Raw genomic sequence first — 22,275 nt, 5'->3', positions numbered from 1 at the left:
CCGATAGTAGCCGCGACCTGGGCCGGCGCGCCCGATCAGTTGACCTGCGGGACGATCTGCTCGGCGAAGAACTCGACGTGGTCCAGGTCGGACTGGTCCAGAACCTGCAGGTAGATGCGCTGAACACCGGCTTGCAGGAACGGGCCGAGCTTGTCGACGACCTCGGCGGGGGTGCCGACTGCCGGGGAATTGGACCGCAGCTCCTCGACCTCTCGGCCGATGGCCTCGGCACGCCGCGCGATCTCGCTGTCGTTGCGGCCGACGCACACGACGAACGCGGCCGAGTAGGTCATTGAGTCCCTCGCGCGGCCCGCCTTCTCGACCGCTGCGGCCACCCGGGTGTACTGCTCGGTGAGCGTGTCCAGCGGCACGAACGGGATGTTGAACTCGTCGGCGAATCGGGCTGCCAGCGCCGGTGTCCGCTTGGCGCCGCCGCCGCCGATGATGATGGGTGGGTGCGGGTGTTGTGCCGGCTTCGGCAACGCGGGCGAGTCGGTGATCTCGTAGTGCTTGCCGGAATAGTCGAACGTCTTGCCCGCAGGGGTGGTCCACAGCCCGGTCAGAATCTCCAGCTGCTCGGTGAGCCGGTCGAAGCGTTCACCCAGCGGCGGGAACGGGATCGCGTACGCCTTGTGCTCGGCTTCGAACCATCCGGCACCCAGGCCGAATTCGACTCGGCCACAACTCATTTCATCCACCTGTGCCACCGAGATGGCAAGTGGTCCCGGGTAGCGGAACGTCGCCGACGTCACCATCGTGCCGAGCCGGATCGACGACGTCTCGCGCGCCAGACCGGCCAGCGTCACCCACGAGTCGGTGGGGCCTGGCAGGCCGTCACCGGCCATCGCGACGTAGTGGTCCGAGCGGAAGAACGCCGAATAGCCCGCCCTTTCCGCCGTCTGCGCGACGGCGAGCTGGTCGGCGTACGAAGCGCCCTGCTGGGGTTCGACGAAGACGCGGAAATCTGTCGGTGATGTAGCAGCCACGTCCGCCAACTCTAAGCTCACAGCCCGCCGCGGGCGTTTTTGAGACGCTCGACGACATCCGGGGATCCGTCCAACGACACCCACGCCTTGTCGCGACCTGCGGCGTACATCAGTAGCTCGCCGACGTCGCCGGTGATCACCACCTCGGGACCTTTGCCGGCGGTGGCCAGCGTTTCGCCCTGCGGCGTGCGGAAGACGGCCTTCACCGGCGCCTTGCGAAGCGTCAGACGCGCCATCATCGCGATCGGCCGGCGCAGCGCGGAGGCGGTCTGATCGTCGAGCGGCCGCGGTTCCCAGTCGCCGACGGCCCGACGAACGTCCTCGTGGTGGATGAACATCTCTGCCGGATTGGCGACCGGATCCAAGATCTTGAACGGCGAATAGATCGGCGGGCCCTCGGCCACCTGATCGAGCAGGACGTCCCAATCGGTTGACGCGGCGACGTGGTTCTGAACTCGCTCGGTGTAACCGGCGAATGCGGGAATGAGGATTCCCGGGCCCGTGTCGAGCCGCCGCTCTCGCACGACGAGGTGCGCCGCGAGGTCCCGCGCGTCCCAGCCCTCGCACAGGGTCGGGGCGTCCGGTGAGGTGTCGCGTAGCGTCGCGACCAAGGCGGCTCGCTCGCGCTGTGCAACGGTCATGGTGTGCCTTTCGATTCAGCCGAGCGCACGGTCCAGGTTGATGGCGGCGCTGATCAGGGACAGGTGGGTGAACGCCTGGGGGAAGTTGCCCACTTGATCACCGGTCGCGCTGACCTGCTCAGCGTAAAGGCCGACGTGGTTGGCATAGGTGAACATCTTTTCCAGCGCCAGTTGAGCGTCACGCAAGCGGCCCGTGCGTGTCAGTGCCTCGACGTACCAGAACGTGCACAGCGAGAACGTGCCCTCGTCGCCGTCGAGGCCATCGGTGGCCGGTTCGTACCGGAACACCAGGCTGTCGGTGACGAGCTCCCGTTCGATCGCGTCCAGCGTCGACAGGAATCGCGGGTCGGCCGGAGAGATGAACTTGACCATGGGCATCAGCAGCACGCCGGCGTCCAGTTGATCGCCGCCCTCGACCTGGGTGAATGCCTGAAGGTCTGTATTCCAGGATTTGCTCATGATGCGGTGGTAGATGTCGTCGCGCGCGCCGGTCCAGGTGACCAGATCCGCGGGCAATCCGCGGCGGCGAGCGATGCGGATGGCGCGTTCGATCGCCACCCAGCACATCAGCCGGGACGTGGTGTAAGGCCTCGACTCGCCTCGGACCTCCCACATGCCGGCATCGTCGCGGTCCCAGTTGTCCACCAGCCAGTCGATCACGTAGACGACGTCGGACCACGCGTCGTGGCTGATGCCTGCACCGTATTTGTCGAACAGATAGACCGAGTCGATCAGGTCGCCGTAGATGTCGAGCTGTAACTGCTGCACCGCCGCGTTGCCGACCCGTACCGGCTTGGAGTCCAGATGTCCACGGAGATGGTCGAGTTCGTACTCCTGGACGGGTTCGTCGCCGTCGATGTTGTAGAGCACGCGCAGTGGGCCGAGACCGTCGTGCTCGCGTTCGCCACGGCCGAGCCGCTTGGACAGCCACTCGATGAACGCGTTGGCTTCGGCGTTGAATCCCAGGCGTAGCAGGGCGTAGAGGCTGAATCCGGCGTCGCGCATCCAGACATAGCGGTAATCCCAGTTGCGTTCGCCACCAATGTGTTCCGGCAGGCTGGTGGTTGCCGCGGCGACGACCGCGCCCGACGGTTCATGGGTCAGCAGCTTGAGCGTGATGGCCGAGCGTTCCACCATCTCGCGCCAACGTCCGCGGTAACGGGACTGGGCCAGCCAGTTGCGCCAGAACCCGGCGGTCGACTCGAAGAGTTCGTCGACGTCGCACGTCTCTGGTTCCGGGTGCGCAGGGTCGAGCACCTCCAGCACGAACTCGGCGGTCTGCCCGGTTTTCAGCGTGAGCTCGGAGCTGACGACACCGTTGTCGACAGACAGATCCGCTGACGAGGTCAACCGCATCGCGAGGATGTCGGCACGGAAATCGACGGTGCGTCCACGCTGTGTCGTCTCGAAACGTGCTCGGCCGTAATCGGGTCGGGCGTCGAGCCGCATCCCGACCGTGACCTGGCCCCGGACCGCGATGAGCCGACGGACCAGCCGCTGCCGATGTCCGGCGTCAGCTGATCCGGTGATCGGCATGAAGTCGTGCATCTCGACCACGCCGTCGTTGGTCAGGAAGCGCGTGATCAGTGTCGCCGACTCGGGGAAGTAGAACTGGTGGGTGTGGCTGCTGTCGCACACGGTCGAAATGCGCCAGCTGCCGGCATTGTCGGGGTCGAGAATCGCCCCGAACACGCTGGGCGAGTCGAAGCGTGGCGCGCAGAACCAGTCGATCGTTCCGTCGGTTCCGACAAGGGCGCAGGTCCGAAGATCTCCGATCAGGCCGTGGTCGGCGATGGCGGGGCCACTAGTCATCCGGCAACCGCCAGCCCACGGCGCCGGGCAGCTGTACCGCCGATTCCGGCCCCCACGAACCTTTTTCGTAACTCTGCACCGAGGGCGGCGTGTCGAGCACGGGCTGGCACACCTGCCACAGCCGATCTACCTCGTCAGCGCGTGCGAACAGTGTCTGGTCGCCCCGCATGACGTCGAGCAGGAGCCGCTCGTAGGCGTCGAGCCCGTCCTGCTCGTGCTCGCCGGGGGCCAGACGCAGGTCCGAATCGACCCGCTCAGCAGCCAACTGGGGGCCCGGCTTCTTGACGTTGAGCTCGAGGGTCGCCGTCGGCGTGCCGGTCAGGTCGAGCACCAGCTGGTCGCGGGAGGCCTCGCCGAACAGTGCCGGGGTCGGCGTCCGGAACGTCAGGGTGACCGTGCGCCGGTTGTCGCCCATGGCTTTTCCGGTGCGCAGGTAGAACGGAACACCGCGCCACCTGTCGTTGTCGACGAACGCCTCCAGTGCCACCAGCGTCTCGACGTCCGACTCGTCGTCGACGCCGTCTTCGCCCCGATACCCGTCGTACTGTCCGAACACCACCCGCGCCGGGTCGAGGGGGCGCATGTCGTCGAAGACCCGGGCCTTGGCGTCGCGGAGACCGCTCGCATCCAACGTCACCGGAGTCTCCATCGCGACGAATCCCAGCACCTGACACAGGTGGGTGGACACCATGTCGCGGAAGCATCCGGTGGACTCGTAGAAACTGCCGCGGCCCTCCAGGGCGATGTCCTCCGGAACATCGATCTGAACCGACTCGATGTGGCTTCTGTTCCACGAGGGTTCGAGGAGTCCGTTGGCGAAACGCAACGCAAGGATGTTCTGGACGGCTTCCTTGCCGAGGAAGTGATCGATCCGGTAGACGTGCTCCTCATCGGCGACGGCTTCGGTGGCCGCGGCCAGGTCCCGTGAGCTGTTCAGGTCTGTGCCGAACGGCTTCTCGACGATGAGCCTCGCTCCGTCGGCAAGGCCTTCCCGGCCCAGCATCTCGACCATCGGTTTCATCGCCGCGGGCGGCACGGACAGGTAGATCAGGGTCTGTGTGCCGTCGCCGAGATCATCTTTGGCCTGGCGGACTTTCGCGGCGAGCTCGGCGCCGTCTTCGTCGTTGGCAGACTGGAACGTCAACCTGCCCAGCAACTCGTCGGCGACAGCAGCGTCGAGCTGGTCGAACGATTCCGCCAGTCCGTCGCGCACTGAATCGCGGAACGCGTCGAGGCTGTCCGGCGATGACCGGCCGGAACCGATGATCCGGTAGTCCTCGGGCAGTCTGCCCGCGCGGGCGAGACGGTACAGGCTCGGGAAGAGCATGCGACGCGCGAGATCACCGCGGGCACCGAAGAGCACCAGGACGACGGGGTCGGTGGCATCGGCGGTCATGAGTCGGACTTCCCGAGATTCAGGAGAGCGTTCTCGACGACCTCGGTCAGTGCGGGGTGGGTCCAGTACGGTTCGGCTGCCAGATCGTGGGCTTTGATTCCGAAGTTCATTGCGACGACGAAGATCTGGATCAGTGACGCGGCCTGTGCGCCGATGATGTGGGCGCCGAGGATGGTCCCGTCACGGTCGGCGAGGACCTTGCACATTCCCGAGCTGTCCTGCATCGCCCATCCGTAGGCCACGTCGGCGAACTCGGTGATGCCGACGCGGTAGTCGAGATTGCCCTCGCGGCAGTCCTTTTCGGTACGACCGATGGATGCGATCTGCGGATTCGTGAACACCGCGGACGGCACGAGATCGTGGCTGATGACGTGCAGGTCATCGGGATGCAACAGGTTGTGCTTGACGACCCGGGCCTCCCGATTGGCGACGTGCTTGAGCGGGACGGCGGTGCTGACGTCGCCGAGCGCGAAGACGCCGTCGGCAGTGGTGCGGCAGTGTTTGTCGACGACGATGCGTCCGTCGTCGTGTGTCTCGATGCCGCCCTTCTCGACGTCGAGGCGGTCACTGTTGGAGCGTCGGCCCGCCGCGATCAGCAGGGTGTCCGCGCGCACCGTAGAGCCGTCGTCCAGAGCGAGCACGAGATCGCCTGGTGCGCCGGATAACTCAACCAACTCGGTGCCGCACCGCAGGTCGTATTTCGAACGCATGAGCTCGGTGTAGACCGTGCGAACCGCCTCATCCTGGGGACCGCCGAGCAGTTGTCCGGATTTTTCGATGATGGTGATGCGGCTGCCCGCGCTGGCGAAGACGTGGGCGAGTTCAGCGGCGATGTACCCGCCGCCCAGCACCGCCAGATGCTCGGGCGGGGTATCGCGCCTCATGATGGTGTCCGAGGTTTCGAAAGGCAGCCCGGAGTCGGCTACGACCTCCGGCACGATGGGGCGCCCGCCTGCCGCGACGACGATACGGTCGGCGGCGATGTCGACGGTGTCGCCTCCGGCGTCGACGTGCATTTGCTTGGGACCTGTGAAGCGCGCGTGTCCGTTGTAGACGGTGACGAATCCGCTGTCCCGCCGGCTCTGTTCACCGTCGGCGGCCACCTGGTCGGTGCGCCCGAACACGCGATCGCGAACCTGCTGCCAGCGCAGGCCGCGGTAATCGCTGTCGATGTCGAAGTTCGCCGCCTCGGCGACGGTGTCGGCGATCTGGGCGGTGTAGGAGAGCAACTTCGACGGGATGCATCCGTAGTTGACGCAGGTGCCGCCGAATTTGCGGTCGTCGACGATCGCGACGTCCACATCGGAAAAGCGGTCGTCGATGACCATGTTCCCCGAGCCCGCGCCGATGACGACCAGATCGTGTCTTCGCACCCTGGCGCTGTTCCCGCAGAACGATCGGCGCCAAACCCTCAGCCGCTGACTGATCGGTGACGGCGGGTCAGAAGCTCTCGACACCCTCCACGCTGATGACCATGCCGCGGCCGGTGCCGTCGTTGGTGAAACGGGTGCCGTTCTCGTCAGCGACGATCGTCCAGCCCACTGCAGAATAGGTTCGGTAATCCAGCGTCACCGCCGGGATCGCGCCCAGGTTGCCCAACACCCAGCTGAGCTCACCGTCGGCGCTCAGACGCACCCCGTTCGCCGGCAGGCCGTCGACCTCCGGAGCGTTGGTGAAGGCGGACTCGCAGCCGACCTCCTGCTCGTCGAGCTGGCAGCGCGTCTTGCCGGTTTTCGTCTGGATGAAGACGTATCCGTTCTGCGGCTCCAGCACCTCCCCGTTCGACGGGGCGGGGCGGGTGGTCGGCGCATCCGGTGTGGACGGCGGCGGCGCCGGGGTCGGCCGGGTCGGCCGCGGGGTCGGGAACTCCGGCTCGGTGAACGCGGTGTCGGGCTCGCGGGTGGCCGTTCCGTCGATTGACGACTGGCATCCGGCGAGCGCGGCCACGCTCAGGAGCGCGCCCGCCATGACCTGCCTCGTCCTCATCGTGCTCCAGCGTACGCAGCTGTGGCGTGAGTGACGGGAGTGGCGCGCGGGGGAATGCCTTCTCGCGAGAGCGCCACCACGGTCGTCGTTGGTGCCTCGCAGCTACCGTCTTGGCCGTTTCGCGAGACCGCGCAAGTGGTGGGGACACCGTCGTCGGCTTACGGTTGCTCGATGCGTCGACGTTCGTCCCTGATCGCCAGCCTGGTGGTCGACGCGCCCGGCCGCCCGCAGCAGGCCATCCTCGACGAGTTGCGCAGAGTGATTCTCGACGGTGCCGTGTCGCCGGGCACGCCGATCCCGTTGGGCGAAGTCGCCGATCTATTCGGGGTGAGCCAGATCCCGGTGCGCGAGGCGCTCAAGACGCTGATCGGAGAGGGACTCGTCGCGCACCGCAGCAATTTCGGCTATACGGTCGCCCTGCTGACGCCGCAGGAACTGCGGGAGATGTACATCGTGCGGGAGACGCTGGAATCAGCGGCGCTGGCGGCCGCGGTCGGCAACGCGAACGACCAGGATCATGCAGCCGCGATCGCCGCCAATAATATTCTGCTGCAAGCGATTAACGATGACGACTCCGCTGCCTTCCATCGGCACAGCCGCGACTTCCATCTGGCCCTGACCGGGCCGTCACGCATGTACCGGCTGTTGCACATGCTCGAATCGGCCTGGAATGTCACCGAACCTGTGCAGTCGATGGTGCACGTCGCCGCCGAGGATCGCCGCGACCTGCACGCCGATCACACCGAGATGCTCGACGGCTTCCTCGCTCGGGACGTCGAACGCCTGCTCACCGCGGCCGAGGTGCACGCCCAACGACTCAATGCAGTGATCGCGACGCTGCCGACCGACACCGGCCTGTTCGCGCCGCCTGATATATCTTCCACGCAATAGGGCGGTAGTTCGCAGGCAATATCGGTGAAACGATCCGTCGTTAGCGTCCGCGCATGACCGACATCGACTCACCTCACGCCAGCAAGGACATGCCGCCCGGCGCGGTGGTCGGTGCGGGCGACATGGTCGAGGCCTCCGGCCATCCCGTCGGGGGTGGCGTCATCAAGCCCGGCTACGACCCGCGTCTGACCAACGAAGACCTTGCGCCGCTGGGCAAACAAACCTGGACCTCCTACAACATCTTCGCGTTCTGGATGTCCGACGTGCACAGCGTCGGCGGCTATGTGACAGCGGGCAGCCTGTTCGCTCTCGGCCTGGCCAGTTGGCAAGTGCTGGTTGCGCTGCTGATCGGCATCGTGATCGTCAACGTCTTCTGCAATCTGGTGGCCAAACCGAGTCAGGCCACCGGTGTGCCGTATCCGGTGATCTGCCGCAGCGTCTTCGGGGTGCTGGGCGCCAACATCCCGGCGATCATCCGCGGCCTGATCGCAGTGGCGTGGTACGGCATCCAGACCTATCTGGCGTCGGCCGCGCTCGACGTGGTGCTGCTGAAACTCTTCCCTGGGCTGGCGCCGTACGCCGACGTCGACGAATACGGTTTCCTGGGCCTGCCGTTGCTGGGCTGGGGTAGCTTCATCCTGCTGTGGATCCTGCAGGCCTGCGTGTTCTGGCGCGGTATGGAGGCCATCCGCAAGTTCATCGACTTCTGCGGTCCCGCGGTGTACGTCGTGATGTTCCTGCTGTGTGGTTACCTGATCTATCAGGCCGGCTGGGGTGCCATCGACCTGAACCTCGGCGAGGTGACTTACACGGGCTTGGAGTCCATCCCCGTCATGCTGGGCGCCATCGCGCTTGTGGTGTCGTACTTTTCGGGTCCGATGCTGAATTTCGGTGACTTCTCCCGCTATGGCAAGTCGTTCAACGCGGTGAAGCGGGGCAACTTCCTCGGGCTCCCGGTCAACTTCCTCGTGTTCTCGATCCTGGTGGTCGTCACCGCTTCGTTGACCGTGCCGGTGTTCGGCGAGCTGATCACCGATCCCGTCGAGACGGTCGCGCGCATCGACTCTACCTTCGCAATCGTGTTGGGCGCGTTGACGTTCACGATCGCCACCATCGGTATCAACATCGTCGCCAACTTCATCTCGCCGGCGTTCGACTTCTCCAATGTCAGCCCGCAACGCATCAGCTGGCGTGCCGGCGGCATGATCGCCGCGGTCGGTTCGGTGCTGATCACGCCGTGGAACCTCTACAACAACCCGGAGGTCATCCACTACACGCTGGAGACGCTGGGTGCGTTCATCGGTCCGCTGTTCGGCGTCCTGATCGCCCATTACTACCTGGTGCACAAGCAGAAGGTCGACGTCGACGCCATGTTCACCATGTCCGAGGACGGAACCTACTGGTACAGCAAGGGTTACAACCCTGCGGCGGTGATAGCGACCGCGGTGGGCGCCGTGGTCGCGATGGTGCCGGTGCTGCTCGGTGGCTACGTCGTCGGCATGTACACCGCCGCGCAGTACAGCTGGTTCATCGGCTGCGGTCTCGGATTCGCCCTGTACTGGGTGATGGCCAGCCGGGGGCGCTTTGCCGTGCCCGCGCTGCCGTGACCGTGCCCGCCGAGACCGCGCCATCAACAACGATCTGGGTCATCAACCCGAACACCACCGAGGCGATGACGGCCGGCATTGCCGAGTGCGCACGCGCCGTCGTCGCACCGGGTACCGAGGTCGTCGGGGTCACCTCGGAGTTCGGACCGGCGTCGATCGAAAGTCATTACGACGAGGCTCTTTCCGTTCCGGGTGTGCTGCGGGCGATCGAGCGCGGTGAACACGAGGGCGTCAGCGGATATGTCATCGCATGCTTCGGGGATCCCGGCCTCGACGCGGCGCGGGAGCTGGCGTCGGGACCGGTCGTGGGCATCGCAGAGGCCGCGATGCACACGGCGAGTTTCCTGGGCCGCGGCTTCAGCGTGGTCACGACGCTTGGTCGCACCATGGGTCGGGCCGTCGACCTCGCCGAACACTATGGGATGCAGCGCTTCTGCCGCGGCATTCACGCCTGCGAGATCGCGGTTTTGGACCTCCACGATGATCCGGACGTCCGCAAGGTCGTCACGGAGGCGTGCCGGGACGCGTTGGAGGCCGACGGCTCCGACGTCATCGTGCTCGGCTGCGCCGGGATGGCCGACATGGGCGCGTTGATCTCCACCGAGCTCGAGGTGCCGGTCGTCGACGGCGTCACCGCCGCCACGTTGACGGTGCAGTCGTTGGTCGCGATGGGGTTGCGGACCTCGCAGCGCGGCGAGTTCGCGCCCCCGCCGCCGAAGGATTACCTGACCGGGTGATTGATATGCCAGTGCTCGGCGATCTCGATGCGGCGCGCCAGCCAGACGCCCTCGTGGGACTGCACGTGGTCGAGAAACCGTTCGAGTGACCTCGCGCGGGCTGGACGCCCCGCCAGCCGGCAGTGCAGCCCTACCGACAGCATCTTCGGCTGCCCCTCACCGCCTTCTGCGTAGAGCACGTCGAATGCGTCGCGCAGGTGGGCGTAGAACTGCTCGCCGTTGGAGAACCCGGCAGGGGAGGCGAACCGCATGTCGTTGGTGTCCAGGGTGTACGGCACCACCAGATGATCGCGGCCGGCGACAGTGACCCAGTAGGGCAGATCGTCGGCATAGGAGTCGGAGTCGTAGGTGAACCCGCCGTGCTCGACGACCAGCTCACGGGTGTTGGGCGAGTCGCGTCCGGTGTACCAGCCGCGCGGGGCGGTGCCGGTCAGCTCGGTGAGGATGCGCACCGCCTCCTGTAAGTGCGCCCTCTCGGTGTCGCGGTCGATCAGCTGATACGACGTCCAGCGCAGGCCATGGCAGGCGATTTCGTGGCCGAGTTCGGTGAACGCCGCCGCAGCTTCGGGGTTTCGCTGCAGAGCGCGGGCGACGGCGAAGATCGTCAGCGGCACGCCGCGCCGTTCGAAGATGCGCAGCAAGCGCCACAGCCCGGCGCGTGAGCCGTACTCGTACAGCGACTCCATGCTCATGTGCCGGTTCGGGAAAGCCTCGGCCGGAGTGATCTCCGACAGGAATGTCTCCGACGCCGGATCGCCGTCGAGAACCGAGTTCTCCGCGCCCTCTTCGTAATTCAGGACGAACTGCACGGCGATGCGTGCATCGCGGGGCCACCGCGGATCCGGCGGTGTGCGGCCGTAGCCGACCATGTCCCGCGGATACGGGCTCATACCAGCTCCCCGAAGAGGCGCAGCCGCGCCAGACCGCCGTCGGGAAAGATGTCGAGGCGCACCTGATCGACGACATCGTCACCAGCGACGGGAAACCGGTGCCGGGTGTCGGGCAGCAGGTCGGTGCGGGGCAGCAGCTGCACCCACTCGGATCCGTCGCGGCGGCCCCACAGCGCCGCGGCGCCGGGGCTGTTGCCGATGAAGTACGAGGTGTCGACCTCGGCAAGGCGAATGTGTCCGGCGCCGGCCAACCGGATGTGCACCCAGTCATTGCCGTCGTCGCGCCGCCGGGCGGTCTCCCAACCGTCACCCATCACCTGCGCCAACCCCGGGAAGATGATGTTCTGCGGGGAGCTGTAGAACCGGTTGGAGCAGTCCAGCACCAACCCGCCGTTCTCCAGGGCGGCCAGGTCGGTCGGCCCGAAGCCGACGAGTTTCGAATCGGGCAGGCCTTCACCGTGCACCCGCAGGCGCGCGACACCGCCGTCGGGATAGATGGTCAGGCGAACATGGGTCCACCGGCGTGACGAATCGATCTCGAAGGGGTTGCGGGTGTCGCCGTAGATCTTCGACCGCTCGACCAAGGTCAACCAATCCGGATGTGTGGCAAGCGATTCCGCGCTCGGGTAGCCATCGATCTCGATGGCTTCGATCGAGGCCTCCGGCGGGAAGTTGCCCTTGAACCATGCGGTGTCGACCACGACGCCGCGGATCAGGCCGGGCACCCCCAGTCGGACGATCGCCTGGTCGTGCCCGGGTTCGCGTCGCCGGCGGGTCTCCCAGCCGTCGTAGACCTGGCCTTTGTGACCGAATGAGGCCGGCCGGTAGGTCGCCGGCCCCGGGTTGATGAGGTTCTCCTTCTCCGCGAACGTCTCGTCGTTGGCCCAGACGACCGCGCCGCCTAACGGGCGTAGAGCGAGGTCGGGCAACCACGTGAAGTCGGGGAGGGTATCGGCCATCGGTCAATCGTCACAGAGATCGGCCGTCGCGTCGCCTTGAGCGGAGCCGGGAACAAATCGGCTCGAGCCTCCGTTGACCACTTCGACAGTTGAGTCTCACAGGCTCAAGTTTGGCTTGACACGGAACCACTGTGGGGAGCAGGCTTGAGTGCGGTGCACTCAGACCACATCGAAAGTCTATTCAGGAGGCAGTAACTATGGCTCGTGCGGTCGGTATCGACCTCGGGACCACCAACTCCGTCGTCGCAGTACTGGAGGGTGGCGACCCCGTCGTCGTCGCCAACTCCGAGGGCTCCCGGACCACCCCGTCGGTCGTCGCGTTCGCGCGCAACGGCGAGGTGCTGGTCGGCCAGCCCGCCAAGAACCAAGCGGTGACCAACGTCGACAGGACCATCCGTTCGGTCAAGCGTGAAATCGGCACCGACTGGTCCGTGGAGATCGACGGCAAGAAGTACACGCCGCAGGAAATCAGCGCCCGCGTGCTGATGAAGCTCAAGCGGGACGCCGAAAGCTACCTCGGCGAGGACATCACCGACGCGGTGATCACCGTCCCCGCGTACTTCAACGACGCCCAGCGTCAGGCCACCAAGGATGCCGGCCAGATCGCCGGCCTCAACGTGCTGCGCATCGTCAACGAGCCGACCGCGGCCGCGCTGGCCTACGGGCTGGACAAGGGTGAGAAGGAACAGACCATCCTCGTCTTCGACCTTGGCGGCGGCACGTTCGACGTGTCCCTGCTGGAGATCGGCGAGGGTGTCGTCGAGGTTCGCGCCACCTCCGGTGACAACCACCTCGGTGGCGACGACTGGGACGACCGCATCGTCGAATGGCTCGTCGACAAGTTCAAGGGCACGTCGGGTATCGACCTGACCAAGGACAAGATGGCCATGCAGCGGCTTCGCGAAGCCGCCGAGAAGGCCAAGATCGAACTGTCGAGCTCGCAGAGCACATCGATCAACCTGCCCTACATCACCGTCGACGCCGACAAGAACCCGCTGTTCCTCGACGAGCAGCTGACCCGGTCGGAGTTCCAGAAGATCACCCAGGATCTGCTGGACCGCACCCGCAAGCCGTTCCAGTCCGTGATCAAGGATGCCGGCATCTCGGTCGGCGAGATCGACCACGTCGTGCTGGTGGGTGGCTCCACTCGTATGCCCGCGGTCTCCGAACTGGTCAAGGAGATGACCGGCGGCAAGGAGCCCAACAAGGGCGTGAACCCGGACGAGGTTGTCGCCGTCGGCGCCGCGCTGCAGGCCGGTGTGCTCAAGGGCGAGGTGAAAGACGTTCTGCTGCTCGATGTCACGCCGCTGTCCCTCGGTATCGAAACCAAGGGTGGCGTCATGACCAAGCTGATCGAACGCAACACCACGATCCCGACGAAGCGCTCGGAAACCTTCACCACGGCCGACGACAATCAGCCGTCGGTGCAGATCCAGGTGTTCCAGGGTGAGCGCGAGATCGCCTCGCACAACAAGCTGCTCGGCTCTTTCGAGTTGACCGGTATCCCGCCGGCCCCGCGCGGTGTCCCGCAGATCGAGGTCACCTTCGACATCGACGCCAACGGCATCGTGCACGTCACCGCCAAGGACAAGGGCACCGGCAAGGAGAACACGATCAAGATCCAGGAAGGCTCCGGCCTGTCCAAGGAAGAGATCGACCGGATGATCAAGGATGCCGAGGCGCACGCCGACGAGGACCGCAAGCGTCGCGAAGAGGCCGACGTCCGCAACCAGGCCGAGTCGCTGGTCTACCAGACGGAGAAGTTCGTCAAGGAGCAGAGGGAGGCCGAAGGTGGCTCCAAGGTTCCCGAGGACACCTTGAGCAAGGTCGACGCCGCCATCGCGACGGCCAAGACTGCACTCGAAGGCACCGACATCGGCGCCATCAAGTCCGCCATGGAGAAGCTCGGCGAGGAGAGCCAGGCTCTCGGCCAGGCGATCTACGAGGCCACCCAGGCCGAGCAGGCTGCGGGCGGCCCGGCGGGCGGCGAGCCCACGGGCAACTCGGCCTCAAATGATGACGTGGTGGACGCCGAGGTGGTGGAGGACGACAACCCGAACGGCGGCGAGCGCAAGTGAGCGACGCCGATCGAGTAGAGGAGCCGATCACCGTCACCGACAAGCGTCGCATTGATCCAGAGACCGGACATGTGCGCGAGACCCCGGCCGCCGGGCCGGCCCCCAGCGGGCCGGCACCGGAGGAGTTCGCCGGGGAGTCGCCCGAGGAAGCGGGCAAGGCCGCCGAGTTGCTCGGTGACCTGCAGCGGGTTCAAGCCGACTTCGCCAACTACCGGAAGCGGGCTCTGCGTGATCAGCAGATGATGGCCGACCGGGCCAAAGCCTCGGTGATCACGCAGTTGCTGCCGGTGCTCGACGATCTGGACCGGGCCCGCAGCCACGGTGACCTGGATTCCGGGCCGCTGAAGTCTGTCGCCGAGAAGCTCGTCAGTGTGCTTGAAGGACTGGGCCTTTCAGGGTTCGGTGCGGAAGGTGACGAGTTCGACCCCGCATTGCACGAGGCTGTGCAGCATGAGGGTGAGGGCACGCATCCCGTCGTCGGGTCCGTGATGCGGCGCGGCTACCGGGTCGGAGAGCAGGTCGTCCGGCACGCCATGGTCGGTGTCGTCGACACCGTTCCCGACGCGTCGGGAGACGGCAATGCCGACGCCGAGGGCCAACAGCCCTCAGAATCAGAGAACTGATTGAACATCAATCCAACTAGCAGGTGAGGAGGTGACGCGATATGGCCCAACGCGAATGGGTTGAGAAGGACTTCTACAAAGTGCTCGGCGTCGCCTCCGATGCCGACGAGAAAGAGATCAAGCGGGCCGCCCGCAAGATCCTCGCCGACAACCACCCCGACCGGAATCCGGGTAACGCCGAGGCCGAGGAGCGGTACAAGGCTGCCTCCGAAGCCAAAGAAGTGCTGACCGATTCCGCGAAGCGCAAGGAGTACGACGAGACCCGCCGTCTGTTCGCAGGCGGCGGTTTCGGCCGCGGCCGCTACAGCGGCGGCGGTGGATTCGGCGGATTCGGTGCCGGCGACGGAGGCCAGGAGTTCAATCTCAACGACCTGTTCGACGCCGCCGGGCAGGCCGGCGGTGCGAACATCGGTGATCTCTTCGGCGGGCTTTTCGGTCGCGGCGCACAGCAGCCGCGGCCGTCCCGGCCCCGGCGCGGGAACGACCTGGAGACCGAGACCGAGCTGAGTTTCCTGGAAGCCACCAAGGGCGTGGCGATGCCGCTTCGGCTCACCAGCCCGGCGCCGTGTACTAACTGCCACGGCAGTGGTGCGCGCCCGGGGACCAGCCCGAAGGTGTGCCCCAACTGCAACGGGGCGGGCGTGGTCAGCCGCAACCAGGGAGCGTTCGGGTTCTCCGAGCCGTGCACGGAATGCCGTGGCAGCGGGTCGATCATCGAGAATCCCTGCGACGAGTGCAAAGGCACCGGCGTCACGACACGGACCCGCACGATCAACGTGCGGATCCCGCCGGGCGTCGAGGACGGGCAGCGCATCAGGCTGGCCGGCCAGGGCGAAGCCGGGTTGCGCGGTGCGCCCTCGGGCGACCTGTACGTGACCGTCCATGTCAGGCCGGACAAGGTGTTCGGACGCAACGGTGACGACCTCACGGTCTCGGTTCCGGTGAGCTTCCACGAACTAGCCTTAGGGACAACGCTTTCCGTACCTACGCTGGAGGGCAAGGTCGGAGTCCGGGTGCCCAAAGGTACGTCCGACGGTCGCATCCTGCGGGTCCGGGGCCGAGGGGTTCCGAAACGTTCAGGCGGACACGGCGATCTGCTGGTGACGGTCAAGGTGGCGGTGCCGCCGAACCTCGAAGGTGAAGCCGCCGAGGCGCTGGAAGCCTATGCGAAGGCCGAGCGCGCCAGCGGGTTCGACCCGAGGGCGGGATGGGCAGGTTCGCTGTGATGAGCGCCTGCGCGAAGAACCGAGGGCCTGTGATGAGCGCTGGCGCGAAGAACCGAGGGTCGAAGTGAGTGCGAGTCGCAGGGACCGGCAGGAAGAGGCCAGGACATTCCTGATCTCGGTGGCCGCCGAGCTGGCCGGTATGCACGCACAGACCCTGCGCACGTACGACCGGCTCGGCCTGGTCAGCCCGCAGCGCAGTTCCGGTGGGGGACGACGCTATTCGCAACGTGACGTCGATCTGCTGCGCGAAGTTCAGCGGCTCTCGCAGGACGAGGGCGTCAACCTGGCCGGGATCAAACGGATCATCGAGTTGACCAACCAGGTCGAGGCGCTGCAGGCTCGGGTGCGCGAGCTGAGCAACGAGGTCGAGCACCTGCGTGCGCAGCCCCGGCCCAAGAGTACGGCGCTGGTGGTCTGGCAGCCCCGCAACAAGCGCTGACCCTCCGCCGAAACTGCATTCCACGCGGTCTCTTGTCGAAAAGTGCCGCGCGGAATGCAGTTTCGGCGTTGGCGGGGGATAACCCCACCCCGGTGACGGGGGTCGGCACGGTTGTTTTCCGCATCGGCTCCTGTGACGATGGTCGCCGTGACAAAGCCGTGGCACCTCCTGACCCGGGTCGCATTCCGTTTCTGCTTCGTCTACCTGGGGTTGTTCTGCCTGCTGTTCGCGCAGATCGTTTTCGTCTACGCCGGGATCCTGACGCGGTGGCTGCCGCAGGATGCGGTGATCTGGCAGATGACGGTGACCGAACCGATCTTCTCGTGGGTGGGGCACCACGTCTTCGGTGTCGAGGCTGTGCTGCACCGCGACTCGAACAGTGGTGACCAGACTGTCGTCTGGGTCATGGTGTTAGTCCTGTTCGTGGTCGCCGCCGGGGCGGCGCTGATCTGGTCGGTGCTGGACCGCCGACGTCTTGATTACGACCGCTTATACGCGTGGTTTGCAATGTTCCTTCGGCTGAGTCTCGCCGGGCAGATGCTTTTCTACGGCGTCGCCAAGGTGATTCCGACGCAGATGCCGTCGCCACCGCTGGCCGCGCTGCTTCAGCCGTTCGGCGAGTTGACCCCCATGGCGGTGCTGTGGCTGCAGGTGGGGACCTCTCACCCGTACGAGATCGCGCTCGGTGCTGTCGAGGTGGCCGGTGGGCTGCTGCTGTTCTGGAATCGCACCGCGCTGCTCGGCGCGCTGATCTCTGCGATGGCGATGGCTCAGGTCTTCCTGTTGAACATGACCTATGACGTGCCGGTGAAGGTGCTGTCCTTTCATCTTCTCCTGGTGAGCCTGTTCCTTGTGGCGCCGCATATCGGCAGATTGGCCAATGTCCTTGTGCTGCAGCGTCCCGCAGAGCCGGTGATTGCACCCGCCCTGTTCCAGAACACCCGAGCCAATCGGGCCACGTCGGCGGTGGTGACGCTGCTGGCGGTGTGGGTGACCACCGGGATCGTCGTCGAAGGTTGGAGCGCCTGGCGTGAATACGGGGACGGCCGCCCCAAGCCGGAGCTTTACGGGATCTGGGCGGTCACCGAGTTCACCGCCGACGGCGCCACCCGCCCTCCCCTGACGACCGATGAGACCCGGTGGCAGCGTGTGGTTTTCGATGAGCCCGGCGTGATCACCTACCAGCGGATGAACGGCGAGCTGGTCCAGGCGTCCACCGACGAGATGGCCGTGCGCTTCGAGCGCCTGGGTCCTGACCGACTGCGGGCCGTCGGGGACCTCGACGGGTCGCACGTCACGATGTCATTGCAGCAGGTGGACCTCGACACCTTCACGCTGCGCAGCCGCGGCTTCCACTGGGTGCAGGACTACCCGCACTTCGCCTGAGTCGGCGAAACTGCATTCCGTGCGGAGATTCCGCGATTTTGAGCGCGTGGAATGCAGTTTCGGCGAGATCAGGAGATTTTGATGCGGAACTGCGCCACCGCGGACTCGCCCGGCTGCACCTCGCGGTACCCGCCGCGGCGCAGGGCGTCCGTCGGGGCCGCCATCGGTTCGAAGCAGACGACGTCGTCGTCGCCGGGTGCGAAGACCTGCGCAGCGGTGTAGCCCTCGTCGAAGTGGACCTCGATACGTCGGTCGCCACCGGAGAGCGCGAACACCGACCCGTCAGCGACCTCGTCGTACCCGTCGTCGATGAACTTGTCGCCCAGCACTTCTGAGGCGGCGGGACGCGATTCCACCCGGCCCGTCGGGATACCCCACGCGTTCACCGGCTGGTACCGCATCGCGGGCGTCTCGATCCGCCACTGCGCACGCGGGACACCCGGCAGCTGAAGATACGGATGGAATCCAAAGCACAGCGGCACCCGCGAACCTGTCGTCGCCGTCACCGTCGTCTTCACCGTCAGCGTCCGGTCCGACAGCGTGATGTCCAGTGTCAGGAGGTGGGGGAACGGGAACGTCGCGAGCAGTGCGGGACGTGCCGCGAAGTCGAGTTCGGCGGTCAGCTGCGATTCCAGCAGCGTGGTGACCGTCCAATCCTTGAAGGCGGCCAAGGTGCCGTGGATCGGTACCCCGTGCTGGTCGGTGCGCACACCGCCGGTGCCCGGGGTCAGTGTCACCACGGCGCCGTCGACGCCGTAGCCCATGCTCGACAGCCGGTTGGCCCACGGGTAGAGGATCGGGATCCCCATCGTCTTGTGGTTGGACACGTAGGCCTGCAGCCCGCGACGCTGGCCGAGAAGTTCGACGCCGTCGTCGGACAGGGACGTGCCGACCATCCCCGCGATCGGGACGTAGGTCGCGGTCAGCGGTGACGACGGATCGCGCAGCGTGACGGTTTCGAACTCCTCCATGGCAGCGATCCTGCCATGTGGCATTCAGCCGGCCAGGGGATCGTGCTGGATCCGTTCGGCAGGTGCGCCTTTGGCTATCAGCGCGGTCTTGGTCGCCTGCACCATCTCAGGTCGCCCGCACAGCAGGATCTGGCGATCGCTCCAGTTGCCGTATTGCGTGACAACCTCGGGGAGCAGCCCGGTCTGGCGCACGTGGAGGCCGCGCGGCGGGGTGTTGTCGGGGTAGTTCGTAGCCCACGGCGGGTCGAAGTTCAGCTCGGAGACCGGCGTGACCGACAGCCACGGATTGGTCGACGCGATCTCCCACAGGGTGCGCAGGTCATACAGGTCGCAGGGGTACTTCGCACCGAAGAACAGGTGCACCCGCGGGTTCTGGCCGTACCGGCACAGGTCCATGATCAGCGCGCGCAGCGGAGCCAGCCCGGTGCTGCCCGCGACCATGAGCACGTCGCCGGCGTCTCGATCGATCTCCATGGCGCCGTGGGGGCTGGACACGCGCCACCGGTCACCGGGGCGGGCCTCGCCGACGATCGCGGTGCTGACCATGCCGCCGGCGACCGAGCGGATGTGGAACTCGATGTAGCCGTGAGGATCGGGTGGGATCGCGGGGCTCAGGTAGCGCCATCGGCGCGGCCATTGCGGCACCTGTACGCCGACGTACTGACCGGGGTGATAGTCCAGCGCGCGGTCCAGCTTGAGCCGGATCACCGCGATGTCGCGGGTCGGCCGCAGGTATTCCAGCACCGTGCCGTCGCAGAACGCGGGCCCCTTCTCGGCGTCGGCGGCCCCGCTCATGACGCCGACGGCGAGCCCGACGGTGTCGTTGACGGCTTCGGACAACCGCTGGTCCCACGAGTCGGCCAGGGTCCTGCGCAGCGTGGCGAGGAGGGCTTTCTGCAGCGAGGCGTAGTGCGCGCTGGTGACGCCGTACTTGCGGTGGTCGCGGCCGAGCTGGGCCAGGAAGGCGACAGGCTCTTCGGCGTGATGGGCGATGAGCTCTTCGCACAACCAGCACATGGCCTGTGCGAAGACCTGACGCTGCTTCTCCATGTCAGGCGGAAAAAGATCGCGCGCCGAGAGGTCGGTGGCGAACCAGTGTGTGTAGAAGTCGCCGATCATCGACTCGGACCCGAGATCGAGATCGAATGCATCGCGGAGGATGCGCATCGATTCACGGTCTTCGAGTCCCACGCCGCACGATCCTAAGTCACTGCAGCGGAAGTGTTCTGCTGGCGAAGTGCGGCGGCGACGATCATCGCCGCACCTGCCAGCGCCCAGCACATCAGGACGAGGATCGCGGTGGAGGCTCCGGCCCCGGCGAAAAAGGCCGTCGACCGCAGCAGAGTGGCGGTGGCGCCCTGCGGCAGGAACTGTCCCAGCGCGCCCCAGCCGGCGGGCAGCAATTCCGGCGCACTCGCGAGCCCCGACAGTGGATTGCCGACCAACAGTGCCAAAGCAGCGCCGACGGCGAGCCCGGCGCGGCCGAACAATGAGCCGAGACCGAGCATGAACAGCAGCGCCGCCGCGACCCCCAGGGTGAGACCTGCAGAGACGCCCCAGAAGTTGTGTTCGATCGAGCCGAGGACGTATCGGAGTAGCGCCGCGATGGTGACACCGGCGACCACCGAAAAGACGATCGCGGTTGTCAGACGCGTCCAGATCTCGGTGCGCAGGGCGAGCACCAGGGCGATGGCGGGCAGGATGCCCGCGAGCGTGATGGGCAGCGCTGACGCGGCCACTCCGGCACCCCGGGGGTCGCGCGTGGTGGGCGGGGCGAGGTCTTCGGTGCGCAGCGGTGTCCCAATCTGCTGGCCGAACTGCGCGCCGAGTTGGCTCAGCACCTGCGCCACCATCGGGCTGGCCCCGGTCGCGATCAGAATCGCCGGCGCTGTCCCCGGTTGCGCGGGGAGTGCGATACCGCCGTAGACGTCGCGGTTGCTGATCGCCTCGCGCAGCGCGGTCTCGCTGGGGTAGTAGGTCACCGCGAACGCGCCGGGCGCCTTCTGGTCGAGCATCTCGGCGATCTGTCCACCGGCGGCCTGCGGGCCCGCGGCACCGATCGGCACGTCGTGTGGGCCGGAGCGGGCGGCGGGCAGGGCGAACGCGATCGCGACGAGCGTCAACAGGGTGGTCACGGCGACGACGATGCCGGCGGCCCGGGCAACGACGGGGGGTTCGTGGGTGATGGCGTGGTGGGTGCTGGTCGACGTCATGACGGCTCTTTTCATTAGCTGTTGAATTAATGCGTCGTCACAGCGTAAGGCTGAGCCGGTACGATTTCAACAGCTATTGAAATGTTAGTCTCGGAAGGTGCCGCGAGCAGCTGAAACTCCCCGGCGCCGCGGGCGGCGACAGGGTGAGCCCGTGTCGAGAGACGCCGTGCTGTCCGCCGCGAAAGCCCGCTTCGCCAGGGACGGTTACGAGAAGACGACGCTGCGTTCGATCGCCGATGACGCCCGCGTGGACGCCTCGATGGTGCTGTACCTCTTCGGCTCCAAGGAGCAGTTGTTCCGTGAGTCACTGCGGTTGATCCTCGATCCCGACGTGCTCGTGGCCGCCCTCACCGGGGATGAGGGGGACATCGGCACGCGGATGGTCCGGACGTATCTGAAAGTGTGGGAAGCGTCCGACAGCTCGGGAAGTATGCGGGCGATGCTAGCTTCGGCGACCTCGAACTCCGACGCCCATCAGGCGTTCCGGGAGTTCATGCAGAACTACGTGCTGACCGCAGTCTCGGGGGCTCTCGGCGGTGGCGAGCAGGCCCGGCTGCGGGCCATGCTGGCGGCGAGCAGCCTGGTGGGCACTGCGATGCTGCGTTACGTGATGGAGGTGCCCCCGCTGTCGGAACTGGATTCCGAGGACGTGGTCAGGCTGGTGGCGCCGACCGTGACGCGCTACCTCACCGGCGACGCCGACGAGCTCGGGTTACCCGGCTAGCGCGTGAATGCCCTTGTACAGCACCAGAAGTCCGATCACAACCAGGATCACCGCGACCAGCACCGCATGCTGACGCTCCATCCAGGACCGCACATTGTTGAGTGTCGGTTCCAGGCGTCTGCCCATCAGGACGTACGCGAGGATCGGCACGGCGACCGTAGACGCCGCGAACGCCGTGAACCAGAGATCTGCCGCCCACACAGCAGGGGCGTTCAATCCTGCGGAACCGATCGCCAAACCCGCTGCGGCGCAGATGAAAAGCACCTTCGGATTGACTACCGTCAGAGCCGCGCCGGTGACGGCGGCCTTGGCGGGTGTCAGGGAACTCATGCGGGTAATCCATGCGGGCATGTGCTCGGAGGTCTTGCGCTTGGCAAACCGGTATGCGCCGAACACGATCAGCGCCGAGCCCACCACGATGCGTAACCACGACGCCCAGCTCGGCGGCTTGGACCCGATGCCGCCGACCAGGTCCGAGAGCTGGAGGAAGATCCCGGTCAGTACGGCCAGCCCGAGCAACCAGCCCGCGAGGAACGCCAGCCCCGTCGGTTTCGGTCTCGGTGTTCCGAGCACCAGCACCGCCGGAATGACCGAGAACGGAGACAGCGCGATCACGAGGGAGAGCGGGATGAGCTCGGTGAGAACCGACCCCCAGGTACCTGGCACCCGAAAAACCTAGCAAGGCAGCGTTGCGGGTGCTGCCCGATTGG

21 protein-coding genes are annotated in these 22,275 nt (G+C 66.3%); 9 read left to right on the top strand and 12 right to left on the bottom strand.

The annotated features are described in order from the left end of the window. Positions 1–35: 35 nt before the first annotated feature. The 6 genes from AWC12_RS24385 to AWC12_RS24360 all read right to left on the bottom strand — a co-directional run bounded on the left by AWC12_RS24385 (position 36) and on the right by AWC12_RS24360 (position 6,821). Positions 36–995: an LLM class F420-dependent oxidoreductase gene (locus AWC12_RS24385; protein ID WP_207576477.1), complete on the bottom strand. Its 960-nt coding sequence runs from the start codon at positions 993–995 to the stop codon at positions 36–38. Positions 996–1,003: 8 nt separating this feature from the next. Beyond that, complete coding sequence (locus tag AWC12_RS24380; protein WP_085177546.1) at positions 1,004–1,627, bottom strand: TIGR03085 family metal-binding protein; 624 nt, start codon at positions 1,625–1,627, stop codon at positions 1,004–1,006. Between the two features lie 15 nt (positions 1,628–1,642). Further along, on the bottom strand, positions 1,643–3,439 hold the full coding sequence (locus AWC12_RS24375) for a glycoside hydrolase family 15 protein (RefSeq protein ID WP_085177544.1): 1,797 nt from the start codon (positions 3,437–3,439) through the stop codon (positions 1,643–1,645). After that, complete coding sequence (gene zwf / locus AWC12_RS24370; protein ID WP_085177542.1) at positions 3,432–4,835, bottom strand: glucose-6-phosphate dehydrogenase; 1,404 nt, start codon at positions 4,833–4,835, stop codon at positions 3,432–3,434. Before zwf ends, AWC12_RS24375 begins: the two co-directional genes overlap by 8 nt. Next, entirely contained in the window at positions 4,832–6,208 is a 1,377-nt protein-coding gene (locus AWC12_RS24365; protein WP_085177540.1) for a mycothione reductase, read from the bottom strand. The genes zwf and AWC12_RS24365 overlap by 4 nt, the downstream gene beginning before the upstream one ends. Before the next feature lie 67 nt (positions 6,209–6,275). Beyond that, entirely contained in the window at positions 6,276–6,821 is a 546-nt protein-coding gene (locus AWC12_RS24360; protein WP_085177538.1) for a hypothetical protein, read from the bottom strand. 171 nt (positions 6,822–6,992) lie between these two features. Here AWC12_RS24360 and AWC12_RS24355 point away from each other — a divergent pair, with 171 nt between their 5' ends. From AWC12_RS24355 to AWC12_RS24345, 3 genes are read left to right on the top strand one after another with little or no spacing between them, the layout of a single operon-like run. Further along, positions 6,993–7,712: a GntR family transcriptional regulator gene (locus tag AWC12_RS24355; RefSeq protein WP_085177536.1), complete on the top strand. Its 720-nt coding sequence runs from the start codon at positions 6,993–6,995 to the stop codon at positions 7,710–7,712. A 53-nt stretch (positions 7,713–7,765) separates the two neighbouring features. Next, on the top strand, positions 7,766–9,319 hold the full coding sequence (locus AWC12_RS24350; RefSeq protein WP_024445596.1) for an NCS1 family nucleobase:cation symporter-1: 1,554 nt from the start codon (positions 7,766–7,768) through the stop codon (positions 9,317–9,319). Continuing rightward, positions 9,316–10,056, top strand: coding sequence for an aspartate/glutamate racemase family protein (locus AWC12_RS24345; protein ID WP_420087737.1), 741 nt, complete (start codon positions 9,316–9,318; stop codon positions 10,054–10,056). Before AWC12_RS24350 ends, AWC12_RS24345 begins: the two co-directional genes overlap by 4 nt. On the opposite strand, the gene puuE is transcribed toward AWC12_RS24345, so the two are convergent. Continuing rightward, complete coding sequence (gene puuE, locus AWC12_RS24340; RefSeq protein ID WP_085177534.1) at positions 10,041–10,946, bottom strand: allantoinase PuuE; 906 nt, start codon at positions 10,944–10,946, stop codon at positions 10,041–10,043. The two genes, AWC12_RS24345 and puuE, sit on opposite strands and share 16 nt — an antisense overlap. Next, the gene (gene alc, locus AWC12_RS24335) at positions 10,943–11,905 is read right to left on the bottom strand and encodes an allantoicase (RefSeq protein WP_085177532.1); all 963 of its coding nucleotides are present in this window, start codon (positions 11,903–11,905) and stop codon (positions 10,943–10,945) included. Before alc ends, puuE begins: the two co-directional genes overlap by 4 nt. 197 nt (positions 11,906–12,102) lie before the next feature. Here alc and dnaK point away from each other — a divergent pair, with 197 nt between their 5' ends. The 5 genes from dnaK (at position 12,103) to AWC12_RS24310 (ending at position 17,657) form a co-directional block, all read left to right on the top strand. Then, a complete protein-coding gene (dnaK, locus tag AWC12_RS24330) occupies positions 12,103–13,983 on the top strand; it encodes a molecular chaperone DnaK (protein ID WP_024445592.1) in 1,881 nt (626 codons plus the stop codon). Continuing rightward, positions 13,980–14,606, top strand: a complete 627-nt coding sequence (gene grpE, locus AWC12_RS24325; protein ID WP_085177530.1) for a nucleotide exchange factor GrpE — start codon at positions 13,980–13,982, stop codon at positions 14,604–14,606. The genes dnaK and grpE overlap by 4 nt, the downstream gene beginning before the upstream one ends. Before the next feature lie 41 nt (positions 14,607–14,647). After that, positions 14,648–15,832, top strand: coding sequence for a molecular chaperone DnaJ (gene dnaJ, locus AWC12_RS24320; RefSeq protein WP_085177528.1), 1,185 nt, complete (start codon positions 14,648–14,650; stop codon positions 15,830–15,832). Positions 15,833–15,896: 64 nt separating this feature from the next. Beyond that, entirely contained in the window at positions 15,897–16,271 is a 375-nt protein-coding gene (locus tag AWC12_RS24315) for a heat shock protein transcriptional repressor HspR (RefSeq protein WP_085177526.1), read from the top strand. Between the two features lie 138 nt (positions 16,272–16,409). Next, positions 16,410–17,657 carry a DoxX family protein gene (locus AWC12_RS24310; RefSeq protein ID WP_085177524.1) on the top strand — a complete coding sequence of 416 codons (1,248 nt, stop codon included), beginning with the start codon at positions 16,410–16,412 and terminating at the stop codon, positions 17,655–17,657. A 68-nt stretch (positions 17,658–17,725) separates the two neighbouring features. Here the strand turns inward: AWC12_RS24310 and AWC12_RS24305 are convergent, their stop codons facing one another. Genes AWC12_RS24305 through AWC12_RS24295 form a run of 3 tightly spaced genes read right to left on the bottom strand, consistent with a single transcriptional unit; the run spans position 17,726 to position 20,841 of the window. Beyond that, positions 17,726–18,628, bottom strand: coding sequence for an aldose 1-epimerase (locus AWC12_RS24305; protein WP_085177522.1), 903 nt, complete (start codon positions 18,626–18,628; stop codon positions 17,726–17,728). A 24-nt stretch (positions 18,629–18,652) separates the two neighbouring features. Further along, positions 18,653–19,819, bottom strand: a complete 1,167-nt coding sequence (locus AWC12_RS24300; RefSeq protein ID WP_085177520.1) for an FAD-binding oxidoreductase — start codon at positions 19,817–19,819, stop codon at positions 18,653–18,655. 11 nt (positions 19,820–19,830) lie between these two features. Then, positions 19,831–20,841, bottom strand: a complete 1,011-nt coding sequence (locus AWC12_RS24295) for a hypothetical protein (RefSeq protein WP_085177518.1) — start codon at positions 20,839–20,841, stop codon at positions 19,831–19,833. A gap of 97 nt (positions 20,842–20,938) precedes the next feature. Between AWC12_RS24295 and AWC12_RS24290 the strand changes: the two genes are divergently transcribed. After that, positions 20,939–21,565 carry a TetR/AcrR family transcriptional regulator gene (locus AWC12_RS24290; RefSeq protein WP_085177516.1) on the top strand — a complete coding sequence of 209 codons (627 nt, stop codon included), beginning with the start codon at positions 20,939–20,941 and terminating at the stop codon, positions 21,563–21,565. Here AWC12_RS24290 and AWC12_RS24285 read toward each other — a convergent pair. Beyond that, positions 21,554–22,231, bottom strand: a complete 678-nt coding sequence (locus tag AWC12_RS24285; RefSeq protein WP_024445583.1) for a GAP family protein — start codon at positions 22,229–22,231, stop codon at positions 21,554–21,556. The genes AWC12_RS24290 and AWC12_RS24285 overlap by 12 nt on opposite strands. Positions 22,232–22,275: the final 44 nt, after the last annotated feature.

Origin of the sequence: Mycolicibacterium iranicum, from assembly GCF_002101705.1 — a bacterium.
In the GTDB taxonomy this organism is placed as follows: domain Bacteria; phylum Actinomycetota; class Actinomycetes; order Mycobacteriales; family Mycobacteriaceae; genus Mycobacterium; species Mycobacterium iranicum.
The sequence above is the reverse complement of the archived record's forward strand: the minus strand, read 5'-3'. Positions and strand labels throughout refer to the sequence as shown.

Coding starts and splice junctions, on each gene's coding strand:
- AWC12_RS24305 (WP_085177522.1), bottom strand. CDS start 18,628: ATGGAGGAGTTCGAAACCGTCACGCTGCGCGATCCGTCGTCACCGCTG.
- zwf (WP_085177542.1), bottom strand. CDS start 4,835: ATGACCGCCGATGCCACCGACCCCGTCGTCCTGGTGCTCTTCGGTGCC.
- alc (WP_085177532.1), bottom strand. CDS start 11,905: ATGGCCGATACCCTCCCCGACTTCACGTGGTTGCCCGACCTCGCTCTA.
- AWC12_RS24375 (WP_085177544.1), bottom strand. CDS start 3,439: ATGACTAGTGGCCCCGCCATCGCCGACCACGGCCTGATCGGAGATCTT.
- puuE (WP_085177534.1), bottom strand. CDS start 10,946: ATGAGCCCGTATCCGCGGGACATGGTCGGCTACGGCCGCACACCGCCG.
- AWC12_RS24350 (WP_024445596.1), top strand. CDS start 7,766: ATGACCGACATCGACTCACCTCACGCCAGCAAGGACATGCCGCCCGGC.
- AWC12_RS24295 (WP_085177518.1), bottom strand. CDS start 20,841: ATGACGTCGACCAGCACCCACCACGCCATCACCCACGAACCCCCCGTC.
- AWC12_RS24310 (WP_085177524.1), top strand. CDS start 16,410: ATGGTCGCCGTGACAAAGCCGTGGCACCTCCTGACCCGGGTCGCATTC.
- AWC12_RS24360 (WP_085177538.1), bottom strand. CDS start 6,821: ATGAGGACGAGGCAGGTCATGGCGGGCGCGCTCCTGAGCGTGGCCGCG.
- AWC12_RS24380 (WP_085177546.1), bottom strand. CDS start 1,627: ATGACCGTTGCACAGCGCGAGCGAGCCGCCTTGGTCGCGACGCTACGC.
- dnaJ (WP_085177528.1), top strand. CDS start 14,648: ATGGCCCAACGCGAATGGGTTGAGAAGGACTTCTACAAAGTGCTCGGC.
- dnaK (WP_024445592.1), top strand. CDS start 12,103: ATGGCTCGTGCGGTCGGTATCGACCTCGGGACCACCAACTCCGTCGTC.
- AWC12_RS24355 (WP_085177536.1), top strand. CDS start 6,993: ATGCGTCGACGTTCGTCCCTGATCGCCAGCCTGGTGGTCGACGCGCCC.